This is a genomic window from Streptomyces sp. NPDC087263 (assembly GCF_044744645.1).
Taxonomy (GTDB): Bacteria; Actinomycetota; Actinomycetes; order Streptomycetales; family Streptomycetaceae; genus Streptomyces.
On record NZ_JBIUYT010000009.1, the window covers coordinates 298,370 to 318,916 of the forward strand.

Sequence of the window (20,547 nt, forward strand, 5' to 3'; positions counted from 1 at the left end):
GGCCTCACCGGGATGACGGGCCTCGTCGAGCGGGGCGATGGTGCTTACAGGGCGGCGAGCCATTGCGGCCACCGTGGGTCGGCCATGGCGGCGCGGGCCCGGGCGAGCTTCCAGGTGCCGTACTTGAAGTAGTCGAAGTCCCAGCTGTCGTTGAGCTGCTGGTTCACGCAGCCCCACAGGCCCCACTTCACATCGGCGAGTGCGGCACAGACGCGGACCCGTGAGACCACGTCCCAGGTTGCGGCTCCGTAGAACTCCTCGATGCAGGCCATGGAGCGTGGCTCGTCGTAGAAGAACTCCGCCAGCACCAGCGCCAGTTCATAGGCCCGTTCGTTGTTGGCGGCGAACTCGAAGTCGATGAGCTTCATCGGCCCGTTCGGGGAGGTCAGGAAGTTGCCCGGCATGGGGTCGTTGTGACAGGGGACGAGGTCCAGTCCCGAGGCCTCCAGGCCCGCGCGGGCGGCCTGTGTCTCGCGCAGCAGCGCGGGAGCTGTCGGAGGCAACACGACGCCGAGCTCGTGGACCTGCTGGAGATGCTCGTCGATCATGTCGAACAGCGTTTTGGTGACCGGAAGCGGACCGGTGGTGTGGAAGGTGCGGAAGAGGTTCAGGACGCCCTGGGTGATGTGCTCCCTCTTCATGTCGCCGTTGGTGCAGGCCCGGTACCCGTCGAGGAATTCGACGATCTCGATGCCGCTGTCGGGAAAGAAGGCGACGATCCGCGGGCTGATGCCTGCTTGCGCGGCGCGCATCCCGGCGGTGTGGGCGTTGCCGCGGTCGATGTACGTCTCCGTGCCGGCCCCGGGCAGCTTGACGAAGTACTGCTGTTCCTCGTTGTCGAAGCGCACCCGCCAGTTGCTGTTCTGTAGCCCTCCGAAGACGGGGCTGGTGGTGAACCGGCGGTCGGCCCACCCGGGCACCGAGCGCACCGCGTCGTGCAGGGCCTGGGCGGCGTCCGCGTCCGGCGTGCTGGATGGGGTGGCGTCGGGCGTCGGGGTGCCGGTGATGGAGGTTTCCTGGTCGATGGTCATGCCATCCCCCTCACAGGTTGCGCAGTCGGTCGTCGAACTGCGAGGCGGTCAGGGCCCACCGGGCCCGCAGAAACTGCCAGTCGGAGAACTTGGAGTACTCGAAGGTCCCGGGGTCGACGCTGTCGACGTAGGCGCCGGTCAGCCCCCAGCGCACGAGGTCGGCGGCGCCGTAGACACGGGCGCGGTCGAACAGCTTCGCGTCCCATATCCCCCAGGCGGACTCGAACAGCTCGCGTGCGTCGTCGTCGGAGGGAGCCAGCTCGGCGAGGGAGGCCCCGATGTCCTGCAACGGGTCCATCACCGCGGCGCTGTCCCAGTCGACGAGGTACGGGCGTCGCCTCTCGTCGATCAGGACGTTGGAGACGTTGCCGTCGCCGTGGCAGAACTCGGTGTCGTATCCGGTCGCGGCGATCCGCTGCTCGGCGTCATCAAGGACCCTCAGCATCCACGGAAGGTCTCGGGGCAGCACGGTTGCCTGCTGTGCGGTGAGCGCGCACAGGCTGCGGATGTCGTCGAACACCGATGCCCGCCGGGGGTCCGGGACGGCGAGGCTGCCCACGGCGCGGCGCAGCGCCAGGTAGCGGTGCACGAGGTCCTGGTCGAGGAAGTCATGGAGCGTGGCGGTCTTGGCCCGGCCGGTGAGGTCCTCCAGCACCAGGGTGCGCTCCGCCATCGAGGCATGGAGCTCCCGGGGTCCGATGCCGGCCTCGCCGGCGGCGAGGGCTGCCCCGAACGCCGTGGGCAGGTGGACGTAGGCGGTCGTGGCCGGCCGCATGACCTTCACGAACGCACCCTGGGTGGCGCCGTGGCCCGGCAGTACGCGGTGCCGGTCGGAGTCCGCACCCCACCAGCTGGGGCTGGCCATGGTGGGGGGCGCGGGCCGGATCAGCTCCGGGTCGGCGGTCGTGGTCATGGCTTCTCCTCGCGTCTGTCTGTCGTCGGGTGGGCGGCATCAGGCCGAGGCTGCGGCGTGCCCGGCGCCCCGGGGGACGAGAGGCCAGTCGGGGGTGAAGCCTCGGTATGCCTCCAGCCAGCGCGTCACGGCCAGGACGCGCTGGTCGGCGAACCGCGGCCCTACGACCTGAACGCCGACGGGCAGGCCCTGGGACATGCCGAAACACAGTGCCGCGGCGGGCTGGCCGGTCTGGTTGAACCAGCAGGTGTAAAGGCAGTGGGCCAGGGGCCGCTCGGGGTCGAGGCCGACGCTCTCGGCCGGGAACGACACGACCGGCAGGACGGGGGCCAGGACGAGGTCGTAGCCACTCAGATGCTGGGCGATGCGGTCACGGGATCGGCCCACCGCCGCGGTGGCCCGTTCCAGGTCGGTGGCTGACAGTTCGTCGGCCCGCTCGGACCAGGCGACCAGCTTCGGCAGGACCCGTGCGCGGCCGCCTTCGTCGAAGGCCTCCCACTCGGTACGCGCGCGGACCTGGAACAGCGTGTCGAGGGCGGGATAAGGGTCCTCGTCGAAGGGTGGCAGCACCGTGTGCACGCTCGCACCCGCCGCCGCGAGGGTTTCCGCGGCCCGCCGCACCACCGCCGCGACGTCTTCGGACGCCCGGTACCCGTAGCCCATGTCCAGCAGGACTCCGATCCGTGCACCGCGCACGTACGCAGCGGCGAGCAGGTCGGCGGCCGGGTCGAACTCCTCGCCAGGCAGGGACAGTTCGTCGCGGGTGTCGGGGCGCGCAATGACCGAGTACAGGGCCACGAGATCACCGGCCGTCCGCGCCATCGGCCCGGCCGAGCGGACGGTGCTGGAGGGCAGATGCGGGATGCGTCCCTGTGTCGGCTTGAGCGCCACCAGGCCGCAGTGACCGGCCGGCAACCGGACGGACCCGGCAATGTCGGAGCCGACGGCAGCCCAGCCGATGCCGGCAGCCAGTGACGCCCCCGCGCCCGCGCTCGACCCGCCGGGGCTGACCGCCAGGTCCCAAGGGTTGCGCACGATGCCGTAGAGGGAGCTGACCCCGGAGGCCAGCATGCCGAAGTCCGGCATCGTGGTCTTCCCCACGATCAGTGCCCCGGCTTCCCGAAGCCGCGCCGCCGGAGGCGAGTCGACCGTGCAGTCGGGCAGCTTGTCATTGGGCGCGGTTCCATGTCGCCACGGCATCCTGACCGCCCGGACGCTGTCCTTGATCGTCACCGGGACACCGTCCAGTACGGACAGTGGGGAGCCCGTCTCCCACCGGCGCCCCGCCTCCTCGGCCGCCCGCGTTGCCCGCTCCCGGTCGACAGCCACGACGGCGTTGATCTCGCCGTTGACGGCGTCAATCTGGTCAAGTGCCGCTTCGAGGGCCTGCCGTGGCGTGATGTCACCGCTTGCGAACCCTTTCCGAAGCTCAGCTGCGGTCAGGGCGAGGAGTCGGTGCATGAATCGACCTTCCCGAAGGAGAGGGGGGAGACATCGAAAGGTTCATTGCAGACCATTACTGGTATCGATTGGTCTGCGTTTCTTCGACGTAAAAGGTCTGCCCGCACCATCGCCGGTAGCCCGTCGGCGGGGGAGGATCCCCCACAGCGAGCGGCCGACGAGAGGAGGAACCCGTGACGTACGAAGAGGCCCACGAGGCGGTCATGCGGCTCGCCGAGGACCTCACCGCGCGAGCACAGGCGAAACTGCCCTCCGAACGGGAGCTGGCGGCCCGGCTACAGATGTCGCGCACCACGGTGCGCAAGGTGCTGGCCGACCTGGAAGAGCGCGGCATCGTCCGACGGGTGCAGGGCCGCGCGGGCGGCGCCTTCCTCACCGGCGTGGACACCAGTCTGAAGGGACCGGAGCAGGTCCAGACCCAGGGCATCCGGCGCAAGGTCCATCGCGACCTCAACCGGGTCAGCGGCGTCCCGGAGATGCTCAAGTCCCAGGGTTTCAGGTCCGGCACGCGGGTCATCGCTGCTGCGCTCGAGCCACCGCTGCCCGAGGTCGCGGAGTTTCTCGGGCTGCGTCCTGGCGACATGGCCGCATCCATCCTGCGGCTCCGCTTCGCCGACGGTGACAGCCTGTCGCTGGAGCGTATGTATGTCAGCTCCCGTCGCTTCCCCACGCTCATCGAGTGTGACCTTCAGGGATCGATGTATGAACTGTTCGAGGCGCGATTCGGCGCGACCGTGGGGCGGGTGGAGGAGACGATCGAGGCCGCGCCCGCTCCGTCCCAGGTTGCCGAACTGCTCGGCTGTTCCGACGGTGACCCTCTGCTGAAGCTGACCCGGCGCGCCCATGACTCCGAAGGAGTCCCGCTGGAGTACTCCGTCGACCTGTTCCGCTCCGACCGGACCCGGCTGACCGTGCATACCAGCAACCCGGCGCATCGGGTGCGCTCCGAGGCCGCCGAGCTCACGAATGTGACCACCGCAGGACCATTTACGCGCACGTAAAAGACCGACCACAACACCAGTAATGGTCTGCTCCCACTCTGAACGGCATCCCCAGGGAGTACCGACCGGCGCTGACGGCGGCCCCCCGAGCCACTCCCTGGCAGGCGTCCTGCCACTCCAGGTGAGATCAACCGCGAGGTGGACCGTGAAAACCCTCATCAAAGGCCTGCCGTCGGCAGCCATCCGGGCGGCCTTCGGCCTCGTCTACGCCATCACCCTGCTGATGGCCTTGTGCCCGCCGCTGTACCTGGCCGCCAGCGGCGTGCGCACCAGCGTGCTGGGCATTCCCTTCAGCGTCTTCTACTGGATTGCCGACGCGGCGATCGCCGGCCTGGCGCTGTGGGCCCTGTACGCCGTGGAGAACATCCGGGGTGAGCTCGACGAGGAGATCACCCCGGCGGTCTCCGCCGCCGTCGGCCGTACCGAGGGGAGCATCGCGTGATCACGACGCTCGCCATGCTGACGGTGTTCTACGGCATCGTCATCGGCATCCTCTACTCCACGCAGCAGACCGCGAAGCCGACGTTCAACGAGTACGCGGTGGGTGGTCGCAGCTACGGCCCCTGGTACGTCGCCATGTCCTACGTCAACTCGTGGTGGCCGGGCGCGACGTTCATCGCGTTCTTCGGCCTGGCCGCCGGTGCCGGCGTCTTCGGCCTGTACGGGCTGGCCTACTCCATCCTCGGTGTCACCTTCATGTACCTCATGGCGACTCGGGCATGGCGGTGGGGCGCCAAGTTCAACCTGCGCACCCAGCCGGATCTGCTCGGTATGCGTTACGGGTCCGGGGCCGTGAAGTTCATCGCCAGCGTGATCGGGGTCGTCTCGCTGTTCCCCTGGGTCGTCCTCGGCATGCAGGCCCTGGGCAGCCTCTTCGAGATCGCCGGCGACGGCGCCTGGTCGCTGACCGCCTGTCTGGTCATCGGCTTGGCGGTCATCGTCATCCGCCAGTTCTGGACCGTGAAGATGGGCATGCGGGGCCTGATCATGACCGACATGTTCCAGGGCGTCGTCGCCTACGTCGTCTCCGCCGTCGTGTGTGTGGTGATGCTGACCGGCGTCGGCGACTCCCCGATCAGCTTCGCCGACCTCGGGCGGGTCGGTGACAAGGTCCTGACCCTTCCCGGTGACGGCGGCGCGTACGGGCCCTGGTACATCGCCAGCCTCATCTTCACCGGTGTCGTCGGCTCGCTGTGCTGGCCGACCAGTTTCCAGCGCATCTACACCGCCTCCAGCGTCCGCGCGGTGAAGGCCGGCACCGTCCGGACGATCCTCATCTCCGGCGTCTTCTACACACTGCTCATGCTCGTCGGCATTGCCGGGACCCGGGTCCCCGAAGTGATCAACGACCCGCAGAACGGCTGGTTCACCCTGCTCGACCAGTTCGGCGGCACCTGGATGCTGGGCCTGGCGGTGGTCATCGTCTTCGCGGCGTCGATGGGCCACATCGACGGCGCCGTGCAGGTGTGCGGCCTGCAAATCGCCAACGACATCATCAACAGCGGAAAGCGGAAGTTCACCGACAGCCAACTGACCACGATCGCGAAGACCAGCATGGTCATCTTCATGGCCCTGGCCGCAGTGGTCGCCTACCTCACCTTCAACATGAGCCGGCTCCAGCTACTCGCTCAGATCTCCTACCAGGGCATCGTCCAGCTCGGCGTGCCGCTGTTCCTGGGCATCTTCTGGCGCTGGGGCAACAAGTGGGGGGCCATCTCCGGCATGGTGTCCGGCTTCACCGTCGCCGGGGTCCTGACCCTGATCTACCCCGACGACATCCGCGTCCTGGGCAGCATCACCGGCGGGATCATCGGCTTCACCGTCAACCTCGCCGTCTTCCTCATCGTCTCGGCGATCACCAGCCAGTCCGCAGCGGAACGCATCCGCGTGGCCCAGCTGTTCGAGGCCGCCAAACGTTCCATCCCGCAGGCCGACCGGCCGCAGCCGAGCTCGCCTGCCTCCGTACTCGAGGTGGACCCTGCTTCCTGATGCCGTTGTCCAGCGGCTGTAGTCATGGTGCGGCCGGCGGCGGCCTCGCTGGAACTTCAGCCAATGGGCGATGATCATCCTTGTGGGTGACGGGCCCTGCCCACCTCCATCTCAGCCCAGACCGTTTTGCGTGGCGGCAGTCCCAATGTCACGCCCCAGCGGTCCGCCAGTGCCTCCACGAGTAACAGGCCGCGCCCCGAATCCGCTTGCGGCGCCGCCGGGTTGAGCCGGGGGAGGCGGTCACCGCGGGTGTCCGTGACCTCGATACGGAGCGTGTCGCCGACCACGTACAGCGTCAGGCGGAAGTCGCGGCCCGGGATCCGCCCGTGAGTCGTGGCGTTGGCCGCCAGCTCGGCGACGATCTGGCTCGGCGCCTCCAACGGCAGCTCCCAGCTGCGAAGTTGTTCGACAGCCAGCAGCCGGGCCAGTCGGGCGCCGCGTGGCGTGGGCGACAGGAGGACGCTGAAGTTGCGGATGGGGTCGCCGAGTTGGGGGTGGGAGACGGCGGTTTCTTGATTCACATCACTCAGCGTGGCCGACTCTGCGTACGGTGTGGAGTCGCGGCGCGTGTACGTACCGTTACTGTCCGGCGTTTGTCTCGGGCTGTCTCGGCTGTCTCCGTGCCGTACGGGTACGAGTGCGCGTGGGAGGTGGGCGATGAGCGAGGGCGTGGACGAGGCGGGCTGGGGCATCGAACCCGGCGACGAGATGGCGCCGATGATCGAGGTCGTCGGCGGTGTCATCAAGTTCCACCGGGAGGCCGCGGGGATGAACGCGGCCGACTTCGGGGAGGCCATGGGATACGGCGAGGACATGATCCGAAAGATCGAGCGCGGGGCGCGGATTCCCCGGCTGGAGTTCCTGTACCAGGCGGACGAGGTGCTGCACGCGGGCGGCGCGATCGCCGCGCTGCGGGTGCACACGGAGAAGGCCCGCTATCCGAAGAAGGTGCGGGAGCTTGCTCAGCTGGAGGCGCGGGCGGTTGAGTCGGCGTGGTATCGCAACCACAACATCCATGGACTGTTGCAGACGCCGGAATACGCGAAGGCGCTCTTCGAGACGCGTCAGCCTGCGTACTCTCCGGACGTGGTGGCCCGGGAGGCTGATGCGCGGATGGCCCGAAAGGTGATCTTCGAACGGGATCCTGCCCCGACGCTCGGCTTTGTCCAGGAGCAGGTGACGCTGGAGCGCCCCATCGGAGGCAGGATGGTGTTGCGGCGACAGCTCGAACACCTGCTGGAGGTGGCGAAGCTGCGGAACGTCACGTTTCAGGTCATGCCGACCGACCGGGAGGACCACGCCGGAATGGACGGCCTGATCGACGTGCTGAAGTTTCAGGACGGCACGGCGGTCGGGCGTTCCGACGGGGCGTTCAACGGACGCCCGGTCTCAACTCCCAGGGATCTTCGTATCCTTGAACTGCGCTACGGCATGATCCGGGCGCAGGCTCTCACGCCGAGGGAGTCGCAAGCCTTCATCGAGCAACTGCTGGGGAGACTATGAGCACCAGGGAACTCCACTGGTTCAAGAGCAGCTACAGCGACAGTGGCGAAGCCGGCGACTGCGTCGAGGTGGCGCTGGACTGGTTCAAGAGCAGCTACAGCGACAGCAGCGAAGCCGGCGACTGCGTCGAGATAGCCGTGGCCCCCGCCACCATCCACGTCCGCGACTCCAAGAACACCCAGGGCGCCCACCTCGCCGTGGACCCCACCACGTGGACGCACTTCGTGGCGTACGCATCGGGGATGTAGCCCCCAGCGCCCTCGCCTGGATGGAGACGCCTCAGCCCAGATTCCTATCCCGGTGAAGGAGGGCGACGCAGTGCCACTGCATAACAAAATAGGGCGTAACGACGCTGCGTGGTCGACGATGAAGATGTGGCTGGCTGAATGGTCGGTCTTTGCCGTCGCCTCGGCGGCGACGTTCGTTGCTTGCTTGGCGTCACTCTCCCGCCCGGTCACACTGGATGCTGGAGCCACAGCCTTGCTGATCGCTGTATCCGCCGGTGTGGGCATCTTTGCGAGCAGCCGCTTCCGTGCCTGGGGGATGCGCCGCAAAACGAAATAGCCCCGCTCGTCAACCTCGCGGCTGCTCTGCCTGTCGACGTGTTCGTATCGACGGTCGTGGCACTGGTCGTCGGGTTCCTGGTGGCCGCCACCGGGTGAACCCCGTGAAACTTACCTCACGTCAGCGAGCCACCGGCGCCGCCGCCATATACGTACGACGCAAGAACCGCAGCAGCGTCTTCGACTCGAACTGCACAACCGCTACGCCCTCCGCGGAGTGGAACTCCACGACGGCCTGCACGCGACCGAGGGGCCAGACGCGTACGTCGCCGTCGCTGACCGGGACCCGGAGGCCCTGTTCGAGCAACTCGCGGGCGAGGACCCACTCGTGGGGGCCGGGCAGGGTGACGTGGACCTGGCGGGGGTCGGCTTCGGGGTCGTAGCGAAGGGCGATGGGGACGACCCGGTGTTCGTCGGCGGCGGTGTCTGCGGTGTCGGTGACGATATGAGCGCGTGCGTACTGTTCGACAGCGGACATGAGCCGACTCCTTACGCTGTGTAACCTGTGCGGAATCTATGAATCCGTCACCTCTCCAATGTCGCACACTCGGCGGATTCCGCTCCCGGGCGCACGTCCGGCCTCTCCAGGACCCGTCCCAGTGCTCCTGCCCGATGTCCGCCCGCTTATTCGTGGCCATCTCGCTCTTGCGAGGTCTTCGCAACAAGGCGCTATTCTCGTACGGTGCATGTGCCAGATGGATTCATCAACGCCCCCGTCTCCGCGGTCACCGGAGTAGTCGCCGCCGGTGCCATCGCCGTGAGCCTCAAAGGGGCGCGTCGCGAGCTGGACGAGAAGACCGCGCCGCTCGCCGGCCTGGTCGCCGCCTTCATCTTCGCCGTGCAGATGCTGAACTTCCCGGTCGCCGCCGGGACCAGCGGACACCTGCTGGGAGGTGCGCTGGCGGCGATACTCGTCGGCCCCTACACAGGGGTTCTCTGCGTCTCCGTGGTCCTGCTGATGCAGGGCATCCTCTTCGCGGACGGCGGCCTCACCGCGCTCGGCGTGAACATCACGGACATGGCGATCGTCACCACGGTCGTCGCGTACGCCGTGTTCCGCGGCCTGGTGAAGGTGCTCCCGCGCGGGCGGCGTTCCATCACGGCCGCCGCCTTCGTCTCGGCGCTGCTTTCCGTACCGGCCGCCGCCGTCGCCTTCACCCTCATCTACGCGCTCGGCGGCACCACCGACGTCTCGATCGACAAGGTCGCCACCGCGATGGTCGGCGTCCACATCCTCATCGGCATCGGCGAGGCCGCGATCACCGCGCTCACGGTCGGCGCCGTCATCGCCGTACGACCGGATCTCGTGTACGGAGCGCGTGGCCTGACCCAGCAGCTCAAGCTGCGTGTCAACGGCGAGCTGGTGGACGCACCCGAGGCCGCCCCGGTCCCCGTCGCCGCCCGCACCTCCCACCGCAAGGTGTGGATCACCGGACTCGTCGCCTCCCTGGTCCTCGCCGGGTTCGTCAGCTTCTACGCCTCCGCCAGCCCCGACGGCCTGGAGAAGGTCGCCACGGACAAGGGCATCGACACACACGTCGAGGAGCACGACGCCGCCGACTCCCCGCTCGCCGACTACGGAGTCAAGGACGTCTCGAACGCCCGCCTCTCCGGCGGCCTCGCGGGTGTCATCGGCGTCGGCGTCACCGTCGTCGCGGGCACCGGCGTCTTCTGGGCGGTCCGCAGGCGCCGTACGACCGAAGTGTCCCCCTCGCAGGTCGCCTGACATGGGCGCCGGTCACGCCCACAAGCTCTACCGGCGCGGCCACTCGCCCGTGCACGGCCTACCCCCGCACACCAAACTCGCGGCCACCTTCGCCTTCGTGATCGTGGTCGTCTCCACCCCGCGCGAGGCGATGTGGGCGTTCGCGTTGTACGCCGTCCTCCTCGCGGTGGTCGCGTACCAGGCCCGGGTGCCCGCCCCCTTCCTGCTGAAGCGGCTGCTCATCGAGGTCCCGTTCGTCGCCTTCGCGGTGCTCATGCCGTTCGTCGCGGAGGGCGAGCGGGTCGACGTCCTCGGCATGTCGCTGAGCGTCAACGGGCTGTGGGGCGCCTGGAACGTCCTCGCCAAGGGAACCCTGGGCGTCGCCGCCTCCGTACTCCTCGCCTCCACCACCGAACTGCGCGAACTGCTCCTCGGCCTGCAACGCCTGAAGCTCCCGCCGCTGCTCGTGCAGATCGCGTCCTTCATGATCCGGTACGGCGATGTCATCGCGGACGAGATGCGGCGGATGCGGATCGCGCGGGAGTCGCGCGGCTTCGAGGCGAGCGGCGTCAAGCACTGGGGGGTCCTCGCCAAGTCCGCGGGCGCCCTGTTCATCCGCTCCTACGAGCGCGGGGAGCGCGTGCACCTCGCCATGGTGAGCCGGGGGTACGCCGGTTCGATGCCGGTCATCGACGAGGTGACCGCGTCCCGGGCGCAGTGGTCGTACGCTTTCGCCCTCCCGTTCGCCGCGCTCGTCGTATGTCTTTTGGGATGGACCCTGTGACGACCCCTTCTCTTGAAGTCGCCGGACTGGCCTTCGCCTACCCCGACGGGCACCAGGCCCTCTTCGGCGTCGACTTCACCGTCGCGCGCGGTGAGCGCGTCGCGCTGCTCGGGCCGAACGGCGCCGGCAAGACCACCCTCGTACTGCACCTCAACGGCATCCTGAGCGGCGGTGCCGGGACCGTGACGGTGGCCGGACTCCCCGTCGGCAAGCGGCACATGGCCGAGATCCGGCGCAAGGTCGGCATCGTCTTCCAGGACCCGGACGACCAGTTGTTCATGCCGAGCGTGCGCGAGGACGTCGCCTTCGGGCCGGCCGCGGCCGGGATGAAGGGCGCCGAGCTGGAGCAGCGTGTCCGCACGGCCCTGGAGCAGGTCGGCATGGCGGACTTCGCCGAGCGCCCGCCGCACCACCTCTCCTTCGGCCAGCGGCGCCGGGTCGCCGTCGCCACTGTCCTCGCGATGGAGCCGGAGATCCTCGTCCTCGACGAGCCGTCCTCCAACCTCGACCCCGCCTCACGGCGCGAACTCGCCGACATCCTGCGGTCGTTGGACGTCACCGTCCTCATGGTCACGCACGACCTGCCGTACGCCCTCGAACTGTGCCCGCGTGCCCTCGTCCTCAGCGACGGCGTGATCGCGGCCGATGGACGGACCGGCGAACTGCTCGCCGACGACGAGCTGATGCGCACCCACCGTCTGGAGCTGCCCTTCGGCTTCGACCCGCGCCTGACCGAGGACAAGGTCGCGAAACCCCGTTGAGCCGTGGCTGCCTCCACCTTGCTACCCCCGGTAACAAGGTGCCCGTGCCCCTCGATAACGTGTGCACGATGCAATCGCCCGCTCCTGCGCCGCCCGCCCCGGGGGAGGTCCCGCCATGATCGACGGCACCACTGTCAACGCCCGCCCGACGAAGATCATGTACGTCGCGGAGGCCACCGCGCACGGCGGCCGGGACGGCTATGTGACCAGCCAGGACGGCCAGCTCGAACTGAAGGTCGCGATGCCGCCGGCGCTCGGCGGGGACGGCAACGGCACGAACCCGGAGCAACTGTTCGCGGCCGGCTACTGCTCGTGCTTCCACAGTGCGCTGGTCATGGTGGGCCGCCGCGCCGGCTTCGACCTCTCCGGCTCCACGGTCGCCGCGAAGGTCGGCATCGGCCCCAACAAGCAGCGGGGGTACGGCCTCGCGGTCGCCCTCAGCGTCTCGCTCCCCGTCGTCGACCAGGACCTCGCGGCCAAGCTCGTCGACGAGGCCCACGACGTCTGCCCGTACTCCAACGCCACCCGCGGCAACATCGAGGTCACGATCCTGCTCGGCTAGGAATCGCGGGCTCTGCATGTGTGTTGCACGCAGTGTTGGCAGTCGGGTGGCGACAGGGAGTGCGGACGTGGACGTGAACGGCACAGTGGCCGAGGGCTTCGAGCCGGTCAGGGAGGTGTTCGCGGCGAACTTCGACGCGCTCGGGGACCGGGGCGCCGCCGTCGCTGTGTACCGCGACGGGCACAAGGTCGTCGACCTGTGGGGCGGCACGCGGGACGTCGACGACACCGCCGTGCCCTGGGCGCACGGCACCGCGCAGATCGTGCGCTCCGCGACGAAGGGCGTCACCGCCGCCGTACTGCTCATGCTGGCCGAACGCGGGCAGCTGGACCTCGACGCTCCGGTCGGCACGTACTGGCCGGAGTTCAAGGCGCGGGGCAAGGAACGGACGCTCGTCCGGCATGTCCTCGCGCACCGGGCCGGTGTGCCCGTCCTCGACCGCCCCCTCACACCCGCCGAGGCGGCGGATCCCGATCTCGGGGCCGCGGCGGTGGCCGCGCAGACACCCCTGTGGGAGCCGGGCACCGACCACGGATACCACGCACACACGTACAGCTGGCTGACCGGCGAAGTGGTACGGCGGGTGACCGGGCGCTCGATCGGTGACTGGATCGCCGACGAGATCGCCGGACCGCTGGGACTGGACCTGTGGGTCGGGCTGCCGGACGCGGTGGCGGCGCGGGTCGGCCGGGTCGGGCAGGTCGAGGGACCGCCGGCGGCGGGCGGTCTGCACACCCGGCCCAAGCGGTCGGTCTCCGAGGCGTACGCGGATTCCGCGTCGCTGACGCGCCGCGCGTTTGCCGCGATCACCCCGCCGGCGGACGAGAACGATGCCGCGTACCGGGCGGCCGTCCTGCCCGCCTCCAACGGGATCGCCACGGCGGAGGGACTCGCCCGCTTCTATGCCTCGCTGATCGGGGAGGTGGACGGCGTGCGGCTGTTCTCCCCGGCCACCGTCTCGGCGGCCCGCGCGGAACAGTCCGCCGGACCGGACCGCGTCCTCGTCGTCAACACCCGCTTCGGGCTCGGCTACATGCTCCACGGCACCGCGTCCCCCCTGCTGTCTCCCGGTTCCTTCGGACACCCCGGCCGAGGCGGCGCACTCGGCTTCGCCGACCCCGAGTCGGGGATCGCCTTCGGGTACGTCACGAATGGCTTCCGCAAGAGCGTGACGGCGGATGCGCGGGCGCAGGCGTTGGTGGGGGCGGTGCGGGGGGCTGTGGCGCGCCTGGACGCCTGACCGGCGGTACCCGCGGTTGGAGCTGAGATTCGTCGGTGCGCTCACCGGTGCCGGTCCGGGTCACAGCCGACCTGGGTCAGCCATGCCCCGTCGACGTACGACGGGACCGGTGGTGTCAGCCGGTCCCTTCGACGTACGACGCCAGGTTGGCGAGCGAGGAGGCGATCCCGGCCTCGTGGGCCGCCCGGTCGATGCCGGGTGGCACATCCGTCGCGGTGACGGTCACCTCGGTCCCGTCACCGGCGGCGGCGAGCTGCCAGGTCATCGTCATGGTGCCCGCGTACGCCGGGTCGTCGGCCTCGAACACCGCCCGCTGCACCACGCGCTCCGGCGCCACCAGCTCGGCGAACCCGACCTCGACGACATCCGTCGCGTCCGAGGACTTGCCGGGGCTCCCGGCCGGGTCAAGGTAGGTGAGGACCATCCGGAACCCGCCGCCGGGCCGGGGATCCCACCGCTCGATCCGCCCGCGCATGCCGTCCGGCGGCAACCAGGTTTCCAGGGACTCCCGGTCGAGGAGGGCGCCGTAGACGGTCGCCTGTGATGCGGCGATCACCCGGCTGGCGCGGTCGGTCCTGTCCATGGCCCGAGTCTAGGACCGAACCTTCGTAGCGACCGGTTCCGCGCAGTCTGCTCTGTCGGGACGGGTCCCGCGCAGTCCTCCTGTCGCCGTCTGTCGCCCTGCGCATCACCTGCGTGGCAGAGGCCATGGGTGCCGGTCCTCAACCCCGGCCAACCGCTCACCCCGTGTGCAGCATCAGCCCGATCCCCACCACCAGGAGCCCCGCCGCCGCGATCCGGGGCGCCCCGAACTGTTCCTTGAAGAAGACCGCGCCGATGGCCGCGCCGACGATGATCGAGGACTCGCGCAGCGCGGCGATGGGCGCCAGTTCGGCTCGGGTCTGGGCCCAGAGGACCAGTCCGTACGCCGTGACGGAGAGGGCCGCGCCGAGCAGGCCGAGGGCGGCGAACGGGCGTAGGACGGTGATGAGTTCGCCGCGCCAGTGGTACGCCGCGTACACCGGGATCACGAAGCCCTCGATGGCCATCAGATAGGCGATGTACCCGAGCGAGGAGCCGGAGGCGCGTACGCCCAGGCCGTCCACGACGGTGTACGCGGCGATCGTCACCCCCGTCGCCAACGCCGCGCCGATCGCAGCCCAGTTGGGGCGGCGCCCCCGCAGCCCCCACAGCGCGACGCCGGTCAGCCCGGCGCAGGACAGCGCGATCCCGGCCGCCGCCCACCCGTTGGGCACCTCGTGCGCGAAGACCGCCGCGAGCGCGGTGACGAGGAGGGGAGCGGTGCCCCGGGCGATGGGATAGGCCTGGCCGAAGTCGCCGAGCCGGAAGGAGCGCATCAGCAGGACGTAGTACGCGATGTGGATCACGCCCGACGCGATCAGATACGGCCACGCCCCGGACGCGGGCACCGGTGTGAACGGCACCATGGCCAGCCCGATCAGCATGCCGCCACCCGCTATCAGCGTGAAGCCGGCCAGCTTGTCGGTGATGCGGTGGGCGATCGCGTTCCAGCAGGCGTGGGTGACCGCGGCGAGCAGGACGGCCGCGGTGACCAGGGGGGTCACGGGGTCTGCTCGCGCACGTCCACCAGGGTGCCGCCCGCGTGGGCGATCAGGGCCTTGGGGTCCATCGGGAAGACGGCGTACGGGGTGCCCGCGGCGGCCCACACCGTCTCGTGGTCGAGCAGCGAACGGTCCGCCAGGACACGGGTCTTGGTGCGGTGCCCGAAGGGCGGTACGCCGCCGATGGCGTACCCCGTCGTCTCCCGCACGAGGTCCGCCTTCGCCCGGGTCACCTTCTCGGCGCCCAACTCCCGCCGTACGAGCTCGACATCGACCCGGGACGCGCCGTCCATGAGGACGAGTACAGGTACCCCGTCCGCCGCGAAGATCAGCGACTTGCAGATCTGGCTCAGCTCACAGCCGATCGCTGCGGCGGCCTCGGCGGCGGTGCGGGTCGCGTCCGGGAAGCGCCGGACCTGGGGGATCAGGTCGCCGAGACCCAGCTCGCGCAGGGCCTCGGCGAAACGGGGGTTGGCGGCGTTTTCTTCTGCTGCGGTCATGACGGGCACCGTAGCGGTGGGTGTACGGGGCATGCGAACGAGTTCCGGTGGGTGGGCCCGGGGGTGGTGCTCACGTCGGGGGCGGGTGGGCCCGGGTGGTGCCGGCGTCGGGGTGGGTGCGCTTGCCGGCGCTTGCAGGGTGCCGCTGCGCCCACCCGTGCCGCCCCTAGCGGCACGCATGCCCGCAGCTAGGCGTGGACGGGTGGGCTGCACACGCCCGCCGCGCGGGAGTGGCTAGCTTCCCGCCTTCAGCAGCGCCGCCACGATCGGTCCCGCCGTGTCGCCCCCGTGGCCGCCCTGCTGGACGACGCCCGCGGCCGCCAGGTCGCCCTTGTACGCGGTGAACCAGCCGTTCGGCTTGTCCTGGCCGTCGACCTCGGCGGAGCCGGTCTTCGCGCCGTAGTCGGGGCCGAGGCCGGACATCGCCTCGGCGGCGGTGCCGGACGAGGCGGTGTACTGCATGAGTTCCCGGAGCTGGGAGAGGGTGTCCGCGGACAGGGTGCGGGAGGCAGTGGCGAGCTTGCGCTTGTCCACGGTCGGGGCCACCAGGTACGGCTGGTGGAAGGTGCCCGTCTTGACCGTGGCGGCGACCGACGCCATGTTCAGCGGGTTCATGCGGACGCCGCCCTGGCCGATCAGCGAGGCCGCCATCTGCGCCTCCGACTGCACGGGCACCGCGCCGTCGAAGGACGGGACGCCGATGGCCCAGTTGTCCATGCCGAGGCCGAACGCCTGCTGGGCCTGCTTGGTGAGGCTGTCGTTCTCCAGCTCGGGGGCCTGGCTGATGAAGGCGGTGTTGCAGGAGCGCGCGAAGCTCGCCTTGAACGTGCCGTTCTTGATCTCGAAGTCGTCGTCGTTGTGGAACTTCCAGTTGCCGTACGTGAAGGTCTTGGGGCACGGGTGTGGTTCGTCCGCCGAGGCGAGGCCCTCGTCGATGAGCAGCGACGCCGTGATGACCTTCATCGTGGAGCCGGGGGCGAGGGAGCCCTGGAAGGCGGTGTTGAAGCCGTGGCTCTGGTTCGCGACCGCGAGGATCTCGCCCGTCGAGGCGCTCAGCAGGACCACCGACGATTTGGCCTTCTTGGCCACTTCCTCCTCGGCGGCCGCCTGGAGGGTGGGGCTGAGGGTCGTCTTCACGGTCCCCGGCGTGCCCTCGCTGAGCGTCAGCAGCGACTTGTCGGGCGTCTTCTCCTCGCCCTTCGCCGCCGCCTTGCGGATCACCTGGAGCTCGACGCCCGCCTTGCCGCCGGCCGTCTTGCCATACTTCTCGCGCAGCCCGTCGAGCACTGTGCCCAGAGACGGGTACTTGGCCGTGGTCAGCTCGCCGCCGTGCTTGTCGAGGGCCTTGATCGGGGGCGTACCGGACTCGCCGGTGACCAGCCGGTCGCCGTCCTGGAGGTCCGGGTGCACGACGGACGGCTGCCAACTCACCAGCGGAACACCGTCCTTGGCCCGTCGCACGACCGTCAGCTTCGACTCGTACGAGAGCGGCTTACTCGTGTCCTCGTACGTGACGGTGCCCTTGACGGAGAACGGGACGACGGCTCCCGACCGGGTGCCGCTCGTCAGTGTCACGCCCGTGATGTGCGCGTCCTTGGTGTAGCCGGTCAGCAGGGTCTTCGCGGCCGCCGAGTCGTCGGTGGCGGCGGACGCCGTCGTGACGTCACCGCTCTGCCAGGCGGTGAGGAACTTGGTGGCCGCGGTGGTCACCTCGGTGGCGGACAGCGGGCCGGTCTTGACCGCCTTCTCGTCGGTGGTCGTCGACGACGCCCTGTCCTCGGCCGCCGCGTCACCGCCGTACAGGGTGTAGGCGCCGAAAGCCCCGCCCGCGACGACCACGGCGATCACCCCGCCGAGGACGGCCGGCTTCGTCTTCTTCTTGCTCGTGCCCTCGGCGACGCGTCTTCTGTTGCCCACAGCTAAATGTCCTCCGCTGGATCCCCTGGTGCCCCCGTGCCCACATGCTCCTCAACGAGAGGCACCACCCTAGGGTCCCGCCCTGTGAGGAGTGACTTCAGCCACCGCTTCGTAGCACAGCTGCGACGATCGGGCCGGCCGCGTCGCCTCCGTGGCCGCCTCCCTGGACCAGCGCGGCGGCCGAGACGTCGTTCCGGTAGCCGGTGAACCAGCTGTCGGAGACGGCCTTGCCGTCGATCTCGGCGGAGCCGGTCTTGGCGCCGATGCTGCCGCCGAGTCCCGCCATGGCCTTGGCGGCGGTGCCGCTGACCGCGGTGGCGTTCATCATAGAGCGGAGCTGCGACACCGTGTTCGACGGCAGTCCCTTGGCGGTGGCCAGTTGGCGGCCGTCGAGCTCGGGGGACACCACGACCGGCTGCCGGAAGGTGCCGGTGATGGCGGTCGCCGTCACCGAGGCGAGGTTCAGCGGGTTCAGCTGGACCTCGCCCTGGCCGATCGCGTTCGCCGCGCGGTCCGGGCCGCCGGAGGCGGGGACGCCGCCGTCGAAGGACGCGATGCCGGTCTTCCAGTTGTCCTGGCCCAGACCGAACCGGGTCTGCGCCTCGGTCGTCAGCGACTCGTCGGTCAGCGGGTTCGCGTCGGTGCCGTCGATGAGATTGATGAAGGCGGTGTTGCAGGACCGCATAAAGCTGTTGGCGAGGCTGGCGTTCTCGTTGGGCGCCATGCCCGTGAGGTTCTTGAAGGTCTGGCTCTGCCAGACGGCGGTCGACGTACAGGGCGCCGGGCCGTTCATCGAGGTCACGCCGTTGTCGATGAACATCGCCGCGGTGATGATCTTCATCGTGGAGCCGGGCGCCACCTTGCCGAGGAACGCGGCGTTGAAGCCGTCCTCGCGGTTGTTGGCGACCGCGAGCACCTCACCGGTGCTCGGCTTCACGGCGACCACGGACGAGTTGTCGTACCCCTTGACCGCCTTCTCGGCCGCCGCCTGCGCGTTCGCGCTGAGCGTCGTCCGCAGCTTGCCCGGCTCGCCCTTGGCGAGGGTCAGGAGCGTCGTGTCGCCCGCGCTCTCGTCCGCGTGCCGGATCGCCAGCTCGACGCCTGCCGTGCCGCCCGCCGACTCGCCGTACTTGCCGCGCAGTTCGTCCAGGACCGGACCCAGCGACGGGTACTTCTCCGCGGTCAGGACAACGTTGTTCCGGTCCACGGCCTCGATCGGCGGATCCGCCGCCTCGCCCGTGACGAACGTGTCGCCCTTCTCCAGCTCGGGGTGGATGACCGACGGCTGCCAGTCGACCAGCGCCTTCCCGGTGGTGAGCCCGCGTACGACGGTCAGTTCCGAGTCGTACGAGAGCGGCTTGCTCTTCCCGTCGAACGACACCGTCGCCTTCACCGAGAACGGCACGGACGCACCGGACGGTGTGCCCGGCGTGATCTGCACCTCGGTGATGTGTCCGGCGGCGCCGTAGCTGTCCAGCACCGGCTCCGCGTCCGCGTCGTTGTTCGTCAGCGCCGCCGCCGTGACCGCGTCGCCCTTTTCCCAGGCCGCGAAGAACTTGGCCGACGCGTCCTTGGCCTCGTCGGCGCTCGGCGGCCCGGTCTTCACCGGCGCGGGCCCGGACGACCCGCTGGTCCCCGCGTCCCCGCTGATCGCGGTCACCACGTTGTACGCGCCGTATCCGGCGCCCCCCACCATCACCGCGAACACACTGCTGACGATGGCGGCCTTTGCCCCCTTGCGCATCGCGCGATCCCCTCCCCGTGGACCCCTCCCCGAACTTCTGAACGCGTTCAGAAAGGGTCGTCTCTTCGCACTCTATGCGGGGGGAGTGACATGAGGGGGTGAAGTTTCCACGATTGTTAGCCCCGGGTGCAGAGCCGCATACCCGAACGCGAGGCGCGTCAGGCGGCTCGGGCATCGGTGGACGCGACAACCGTCGTAACGCGTGCGGGGGACACTTCGGCGGGGCCATCCTGGTGTGGACGAGGGGGCTCACATGGAGGTGCAACAGGCCCGGACCGTGGTGCTCGGCAGCTTGGTCACGCGCGACGTCGACGAGCTCCGGACGGCGCTTGGCATGTCGTTCGCCGATGCGTGGCTCGACGTACGGGGAGACGCCGGTGACTTTGTCGCGAAGCTCTCGTTCGTCGATCTGGGCGCGCTGACGGTCGGCAGGGTGACCTACGGCACGCAGATCAAGGGGCGGACCAGTGAAGTGGGTTGCTACAACGTGGCGGTGCCGATCACCGGCTTCTTCTCCACGCGGCAGGGCCGGGCGCCGGTCGCCTATGCCGACCCCGGCAGCGCGGTGGTCCGCGACCCGGCGGGCGACAACCTCGTCGACGACTGGTCGCCCGACTGCGAGATGTTCAACGTGAGGATCGACAAGGCGCTGCTGGTAAGGCAGTTGGAGACATTGCTGGGCCGTCCGGTGCACCGCCGCCCGGTCCTCGCGCCGTCCTTCGACGTCAGCCAAGGTCCTGGGCGCAGCTGGCTGAACCTGGTGTCGTGGTGCCTGCTCGAAAGGGACGTGCCCCAGGGCCTGCTGCGCCAGCCGATGTTCGCCGGCCGGATCGAACAGGCCCTGCTGGAGGGCCTGTTGCTGTCGAGCGACCACCGGTACCGCGAAGCGCTGGAGGCACCACCGCCGTCCATGCGGCCCGCGGCGGTCAAGCGGGTGATGGACGCCGTACGCGAGCGGCCCGCCGAGCCCTACGACGCGGCCAGGCTCGCCGCCATCGCCCAGGTCAGTGTGCGCACCCTTCAGGAGGCGTTCCGCAAAAACCTTGGCATGTCCCCGATGAACTACGTCCACGAGGTCAGGCTTCAGCGAGTACACGAGCAACTGCTCCTCGCCGTCCCCGGGACGGTGACCGTCACGGACGTGGCCTACCAGTGGGGGTTCGCACACCTGGGCCGGTTCGCACAGCGCTACCGGGCCCGGTTCGGCGAGGTGCCGTCCCAGACCCTGCAGTCCGCCTGAACCTGAACGACGGATGGCGCGGCGGTCCGCCGCGCCATCCGTCGTGCGTT

General features: G+C 69.5%; 22 protein-coding genes. 12 read left to right on the forward strand and 10 right to left on the reverse strand.

Translation table 11 applies throughout. The annotated features are described in order from the left end of the window. Positions 1-44: 44 nt before the first annotated feature. From ACIPC1_RS28830 to ACIPC1_RS28840, 3 genes are read right to left on the reverse strand one after another with little or no spacing between them, the layout of a single operon-like run. A complete protein-coding gene (locus tag ACIPC1_RS28830; protein WP_402522030.1) occupies positions 45-1,031 on the reverse strand; it encodes a phosphotransferase in 987 nt (328 codons plus the stop codon). 10 nt (positions 1,032-1,041) lie between these two features. Further along, entirely contained in the window at positions 1,042-1,944 is a 903-nt protein-coding gene (locus ACIPC1_RS28835; RefSeq protein ID WP_402522032.1) for a phosphotransferase family protein, read from the reverse strand. Between the two features lie 39 nt (positions 1,945-1,983). Next, positions 1,984-3,405 (reverse strand): amidase, encoded by a 1,422-nt coding sequence (locus ACIPC1_RS28840; RefSeq protein WP_402522034.1) that lies wholly within the window; start codon positions 3,403-3,405, stop codon positions 1,984-1,986. Between the two features lie 173 nt (positions 3,406-3,578). Between ACIPC1_RS28840 and ACIPC1_RS28845 the strand changes: the two genes are divergently transcribed. The 3 genes from ACIPC1_RS28845 to ACIPC1_RS28855 all read left to right on the forward strand — a co-directional run bounded on the left by ACIPC1_RS28845 (position 3,579) and on the right by ACIPC1_RS28855 (position 6,395). Further along, positions 3,579-4,406 carry a GntR family transcriptional regulator gene (locus ACIPC1_RS28845; protein ID WP_402522036.1) on the forward strand — a complete coding sequence of 276 codons (828 nt, stop codon included), beginning with the start codon at positions 3,579-3,581 and terminating at the stop codon, positions 4,404-4,406. Between the two features lie 145 nt (positions 4,407-4,551). Beyond that, on the forward strand, positions 4,552-4,848 hold the full coding sequence (locus ACIPC1_RS28850) for a hypothetical protein (protein WP_402522039.1): 297 nt from the start codon (positions 4,552-4,554) through the stop codon (positions 4,846-4,848). Next, entirely contained in the window at positions 4,845-6,395 is a 1,551-nt protein-coding gene (locus tag ACIPC1_RS28855; RefSeq protein ID WP_402522041.1) for a sodium:solute symporter, read from the forward strand. Before ACIPC1_RS28850 ends, ACIPC1_RS28855 begins: the two co-directional genes overlap by 4 nt. A gap of 74 nt (positions 6,396-6,469) precedes the next feature. Here ACIPC1_RS28855 and ACIPC1_RS28860 read toward each other — a convergent pair whose 3' ends face one another. Beyond that, positions 6,470-6,916 carry an ATP-binding protein gene (locus tag ACIPC1_RS28860; protein WP_402522044.1) on the reverse strand — a complete coding sequence of 149 codons (447 nt, stop codon included), beginning with the start codon at positions 6,914-6,916 and terminating at the stop codon, positions 6,470-6,472. 136 nt (positions 6,917-7,052) lie between these two features. Here ACIPC1_RS28860 and ACIPC1_RS28865 point away from each other — a divergent pair, with 136 nt between their 5' ends. The 3 genes from ACIPC1_RS28865 to ACIPC1_RS28875 all read left to right on the forward strand — a co-directional run bounded on the left by ACIPC1_RS28865 (position 7,053) and on the right by ACIPC1_RS28875 (position 8,462). Further along, a complete protein-coding gene (locus ACIPC1_RS28865) occupies positions 7,053-7,898 on the forward strand; it encodes a helix-turn-helix domain-containing protein (protein WP_402522046.1) in 846 nt (281 codons plus the stop codon). Next, entirely contained in the window at positions 7,895-8,146 is a 252-nt protein-coding gene (locus ACIPC1_RS28870; RefSeq protein ID WP_402522048.1) for a DUF397 domain-containing protein, read from the forward strand. The genes ACIPC1_RS28865 and ACIPC1_RS28870 overlap by 4 nt, the downstream gene beginning before the upstream one ends. Positions 8,147-8,216: 70 nt before the next feature. Continuing rightward, positions 8,217-8,462 (forward strand): hypothetical protein, encoded by a 246-nt coding sequence (locus tag ACIPC1_RS28875; RefSeq protein ID WP_402522052.1) that lies wholly within the window; start codon positions 8,217-8,219, stop codon positions 8,460-8,462. Positions 8,463-8,582: 120 nt separating this feature from the next. On the opposite strand, the gene ACIPC1_RS28880 is transcribed toward ACIPC1_RS28875, so the two are convergent. Next, the gene (locus ACIPC1_RS28880) at positions 8,583-8,939 is read right to left on the reverse strand and encodes an SsgA family sporulation/cell division regulator (protein ID WP_384385854.1); all 357 of its coding nucleotides are present in this window, start codon (positions 8,937-8,939) and stop codon (positions 8,583-8,585) included. A gap of 204 nt (positions 8,940-9,143) precedes the next feature. On the opposite strand from ACIPC1_RS28880, the gene ACIPC1_RS28885 reads away from it, so the two are divergent. The 5 genes from ACIPC1_RS28885 to ACIPC1_RS28905 all read left to right on the forward strand — a co-directional run bounded on the left by ACIPC1_RS28885 (position 9,144) and on the right by ACIPC1_RS28905 (position 13,513). Further along, positions 9,144-10,187: an energy-coupling factor ABC transporter permease gene (locus tag ACIPC1_RS28885; RefSeq protein WP_402522054.1), complete on the forward strand. Its 1,044-nt coding sequence runs from the start codon at positions 9,144-9,146 to the stop codon at positions 10,185-10,187. Position 10,188: 1 nt separating this feature from the next. Continuing rightward, on the forward strand, positions 10,189-10,950 hold the full coding sequence (gene cbiQ, locus ACIPC1_RS28890) for a cobalt ECF transporter T component CbiQ (RefSeq protein WP_402522057.1): 762 nt from the start codon (positions 10,189-10,191) through the stop codon (positions 10,948-10,950). Next, entirely contained in the window at positions 10,938-11,711 is a 774-nt protein-coding gene (locus tag ACIPC1_RS28895; protein ID WP_402522059.1) for an energy-coupling factor ABC transporter ATP-binding protein, read from the forward strand. Before cbiQ ends, ACIPC1_RS28895 begins: the two co-directional genes overlap by 13 nt. 115 nt (positions 11,712-11,826) lie before the next feature. Beyond that, complete coding sequence (locus ACIPC1_RS28900; protein WP_402522062.1) at positions 11,827-12,273, forward strand: organic hydroperoxide resistance protein; 447 nt, start codon at positions 11,827-11,829, stop codon at positions 12,271-12,273. 67 nt (positions 12,274-12,340) lie between these two features. Then, the gene (locus ACIPC1_RS28905; RefSeq protein WP_402522066.1) at positions 12,341-13,513 is read left to right on the forward strand and encodes a serine hydrolase domain-containing protein; all 1,173 of its coding nucleotides are present in this window, start codon (positions 12,341-12,343) and stop codon (positions 13,511-13,513) included. A 115-nt stretch (positions 13,514-13,628) separates the two neighbouring features. Here the strand turns inward: ACIPC1_RS28905 and ACIPC1_RS28910 are convergent, their stop codons facing one another. From ACIPC1_RS28910 to ACIPC1_RS28930, 5 genes are all read right to left on the reverse strand, one after another. Continuing rightward, positions 13,629-14,096, reverse strand: a complete 468-nt coding sequence (locus tag ACIPC1_RS28910; protein WP_402522068.1) for an SRPBCC family protein — start codon at positions 14,094-14,096, stop codon at positions 13,629-13,631. Positions 14,097-14,253: 157 nt separating this feature from the next. Then, complete coding sequence (locus ACIPC1_RS28915; protein ID WP_402522070.1) at positions 14,254-15,099, reverse strand: EamA family transporter; 846 nt, start codon at positions 15,097-15,099, stop codon at positions 14,254-14,256. Next, positions 15,096-15,596, reverse strand: a complete 501-nt coding sequence (locus tag ACIPC1_RS28920; RefSeq protein ID WP_402522073.1) for a YbaK/EbsC family protein — start codon at positions 15,594-15,596, stop codon at positions 15,096-15,098. The genes ACIPC1_RS28915 and ACIPC1_RS28920 overlap by 4 nt, the downstream gene beginning before the upstream one ends. A 234-nt stretch (positions 15,597-15,830) precedes the next feature. Continuing rightward, complete coding sequence (locus ACIPC1_RS28925) at positions 15,831-17,513, reverse strand: penicillin-binding transpeptidase domain-containing protein (protein WP_402522075.1); 1,683 nt, start codon at positions 17,511-17,513, stop codon at positions 15,831-15,833. A 97-nt stretch (positions 17,514-17,610) separates the two neighbouring features. Next, positions 17,611-19,257: a penicillin-binding transpeptidase domain-containing protein gene (locus ACIPC1_RS28930; protein ID WP_402522078.1), complete on the reverse strand. Its 1,647-nt coding sequence runs from the start codon at positions 19,255-19,257 to the stop codon at positions 17,611-17,613. A 253-nt stretch (positions 19,258-19,510) separates the two neighbouring features. On the opposite strand from ACIPC1_RS28930, the gene ACIPC1_RS28935 reads away from it, so the two are divergent. Then, a complete protein-coding gene (locus ACIPC1_RS28935) occupies positions 19,511-20,497 on the forward strand; it encodes an AraC family transcriptional regulator (RefSeq protein WP_402522081.1) in 987 nt (328 codons plus the stop codon). The last annotated feature ends 50 nt before the right edge of the window (positions 20,498-20,547 follow it).

Bases quoted from the DNA above. Each gene is read 5' to 3' on its own strand.
- ACIPC1_RS28930 (WP_402522078.1), bottom strand. From the start codon at position 19,257: ATGCGCAAGGGGGCAAAGGCCGCCATCGTCAGCAGTGTGTTCGCGGTG.
- ACIPC1_RS28880 (WP_384385854.1), bottom strand. From the start codon at position 8,939: ATGTCCGCTGTCGAACAGTACGCACGCGCTCATATCGTCACCGACACC.
- ACIPC1_RS28935 (WP_402522081.1), top strand. From the start codon at position 19,511: ATGGAGGTGCAACAGGCCCGGACCGTGGTGCTCGGCAGCTTGGTCACG.
- ACIPC1_RS28920 (WP_402522073.1), bottom strand. From the start codon at position 15,596: ATGACCGCAGCAGAAGAAAACGCCGCCAACCCCCGTTTCGCCGAGGCC.
- ACIPC1_RS28865 (WP_402522046.1), top strand. From the start codon at position 7,053: ATGAGCGAGGGCGTGGACGAGGCGGGCTGGGGCATCGAACCCGGCGAC.
- ACIPC1_RS28910 (WP_402522068.1), bottom strand. From the start codon at position 14,096: ATGGACAGGACCGACCGCGCCAGCCGGGTGATCGCCGCATCACAGGCG.
- cbiQ (WP_402522057.1), top strand. From the start codon at position 10,189: ATGGGCGCCGGTCACGCCCACAAGCTCTACCGGCGCGGCCACTCGCCC.
- ACIPC1_RS28835 (WP_402522032.1), bottom strand. From the start codon at position 1,944: ATGACCACGACCGCCGACCCGGAGCTGATCCGGCCCGCGCCCCCCACC.
- ACIPC1_RS28840 (WP_402522034.1), bottom strand. From the start codon at position 3,405: ATGCACCGACTCCTCGCCCTGACCGCAGCTGAGCTTCGGAAAGGGTTC.
- ACIPC1_RS28870 (WP_402522048.1), top strand. From the start codon at position 7,895: ATGAGCACCAGGGAACTCCACTGGTTCAAGAGCAGCTACAGCGACAGT.
- ACIPC1_RS28895 (WP_402522059.1), top strand. From the start codon at position 10,938: ATGGACCCTGTGACGACCCCTTCTCTTGAAGTCGCCGGACTGGCCTTC.
- ACIPC1_RS28900 (WP_402522062.1), top strand. From the start codon at position 11,827: ATGATCGACGGCACCACTGTCAACGCCCGCCCGACGAAGATCATGTAC.
- ACIPC1_RS28830 (WP_402522030.1), bottom strand. From the start codon at position 1,031: ATGACCATCGACCAGGAAACCTCCATCACCGGCACCCCGACGCCCGAC.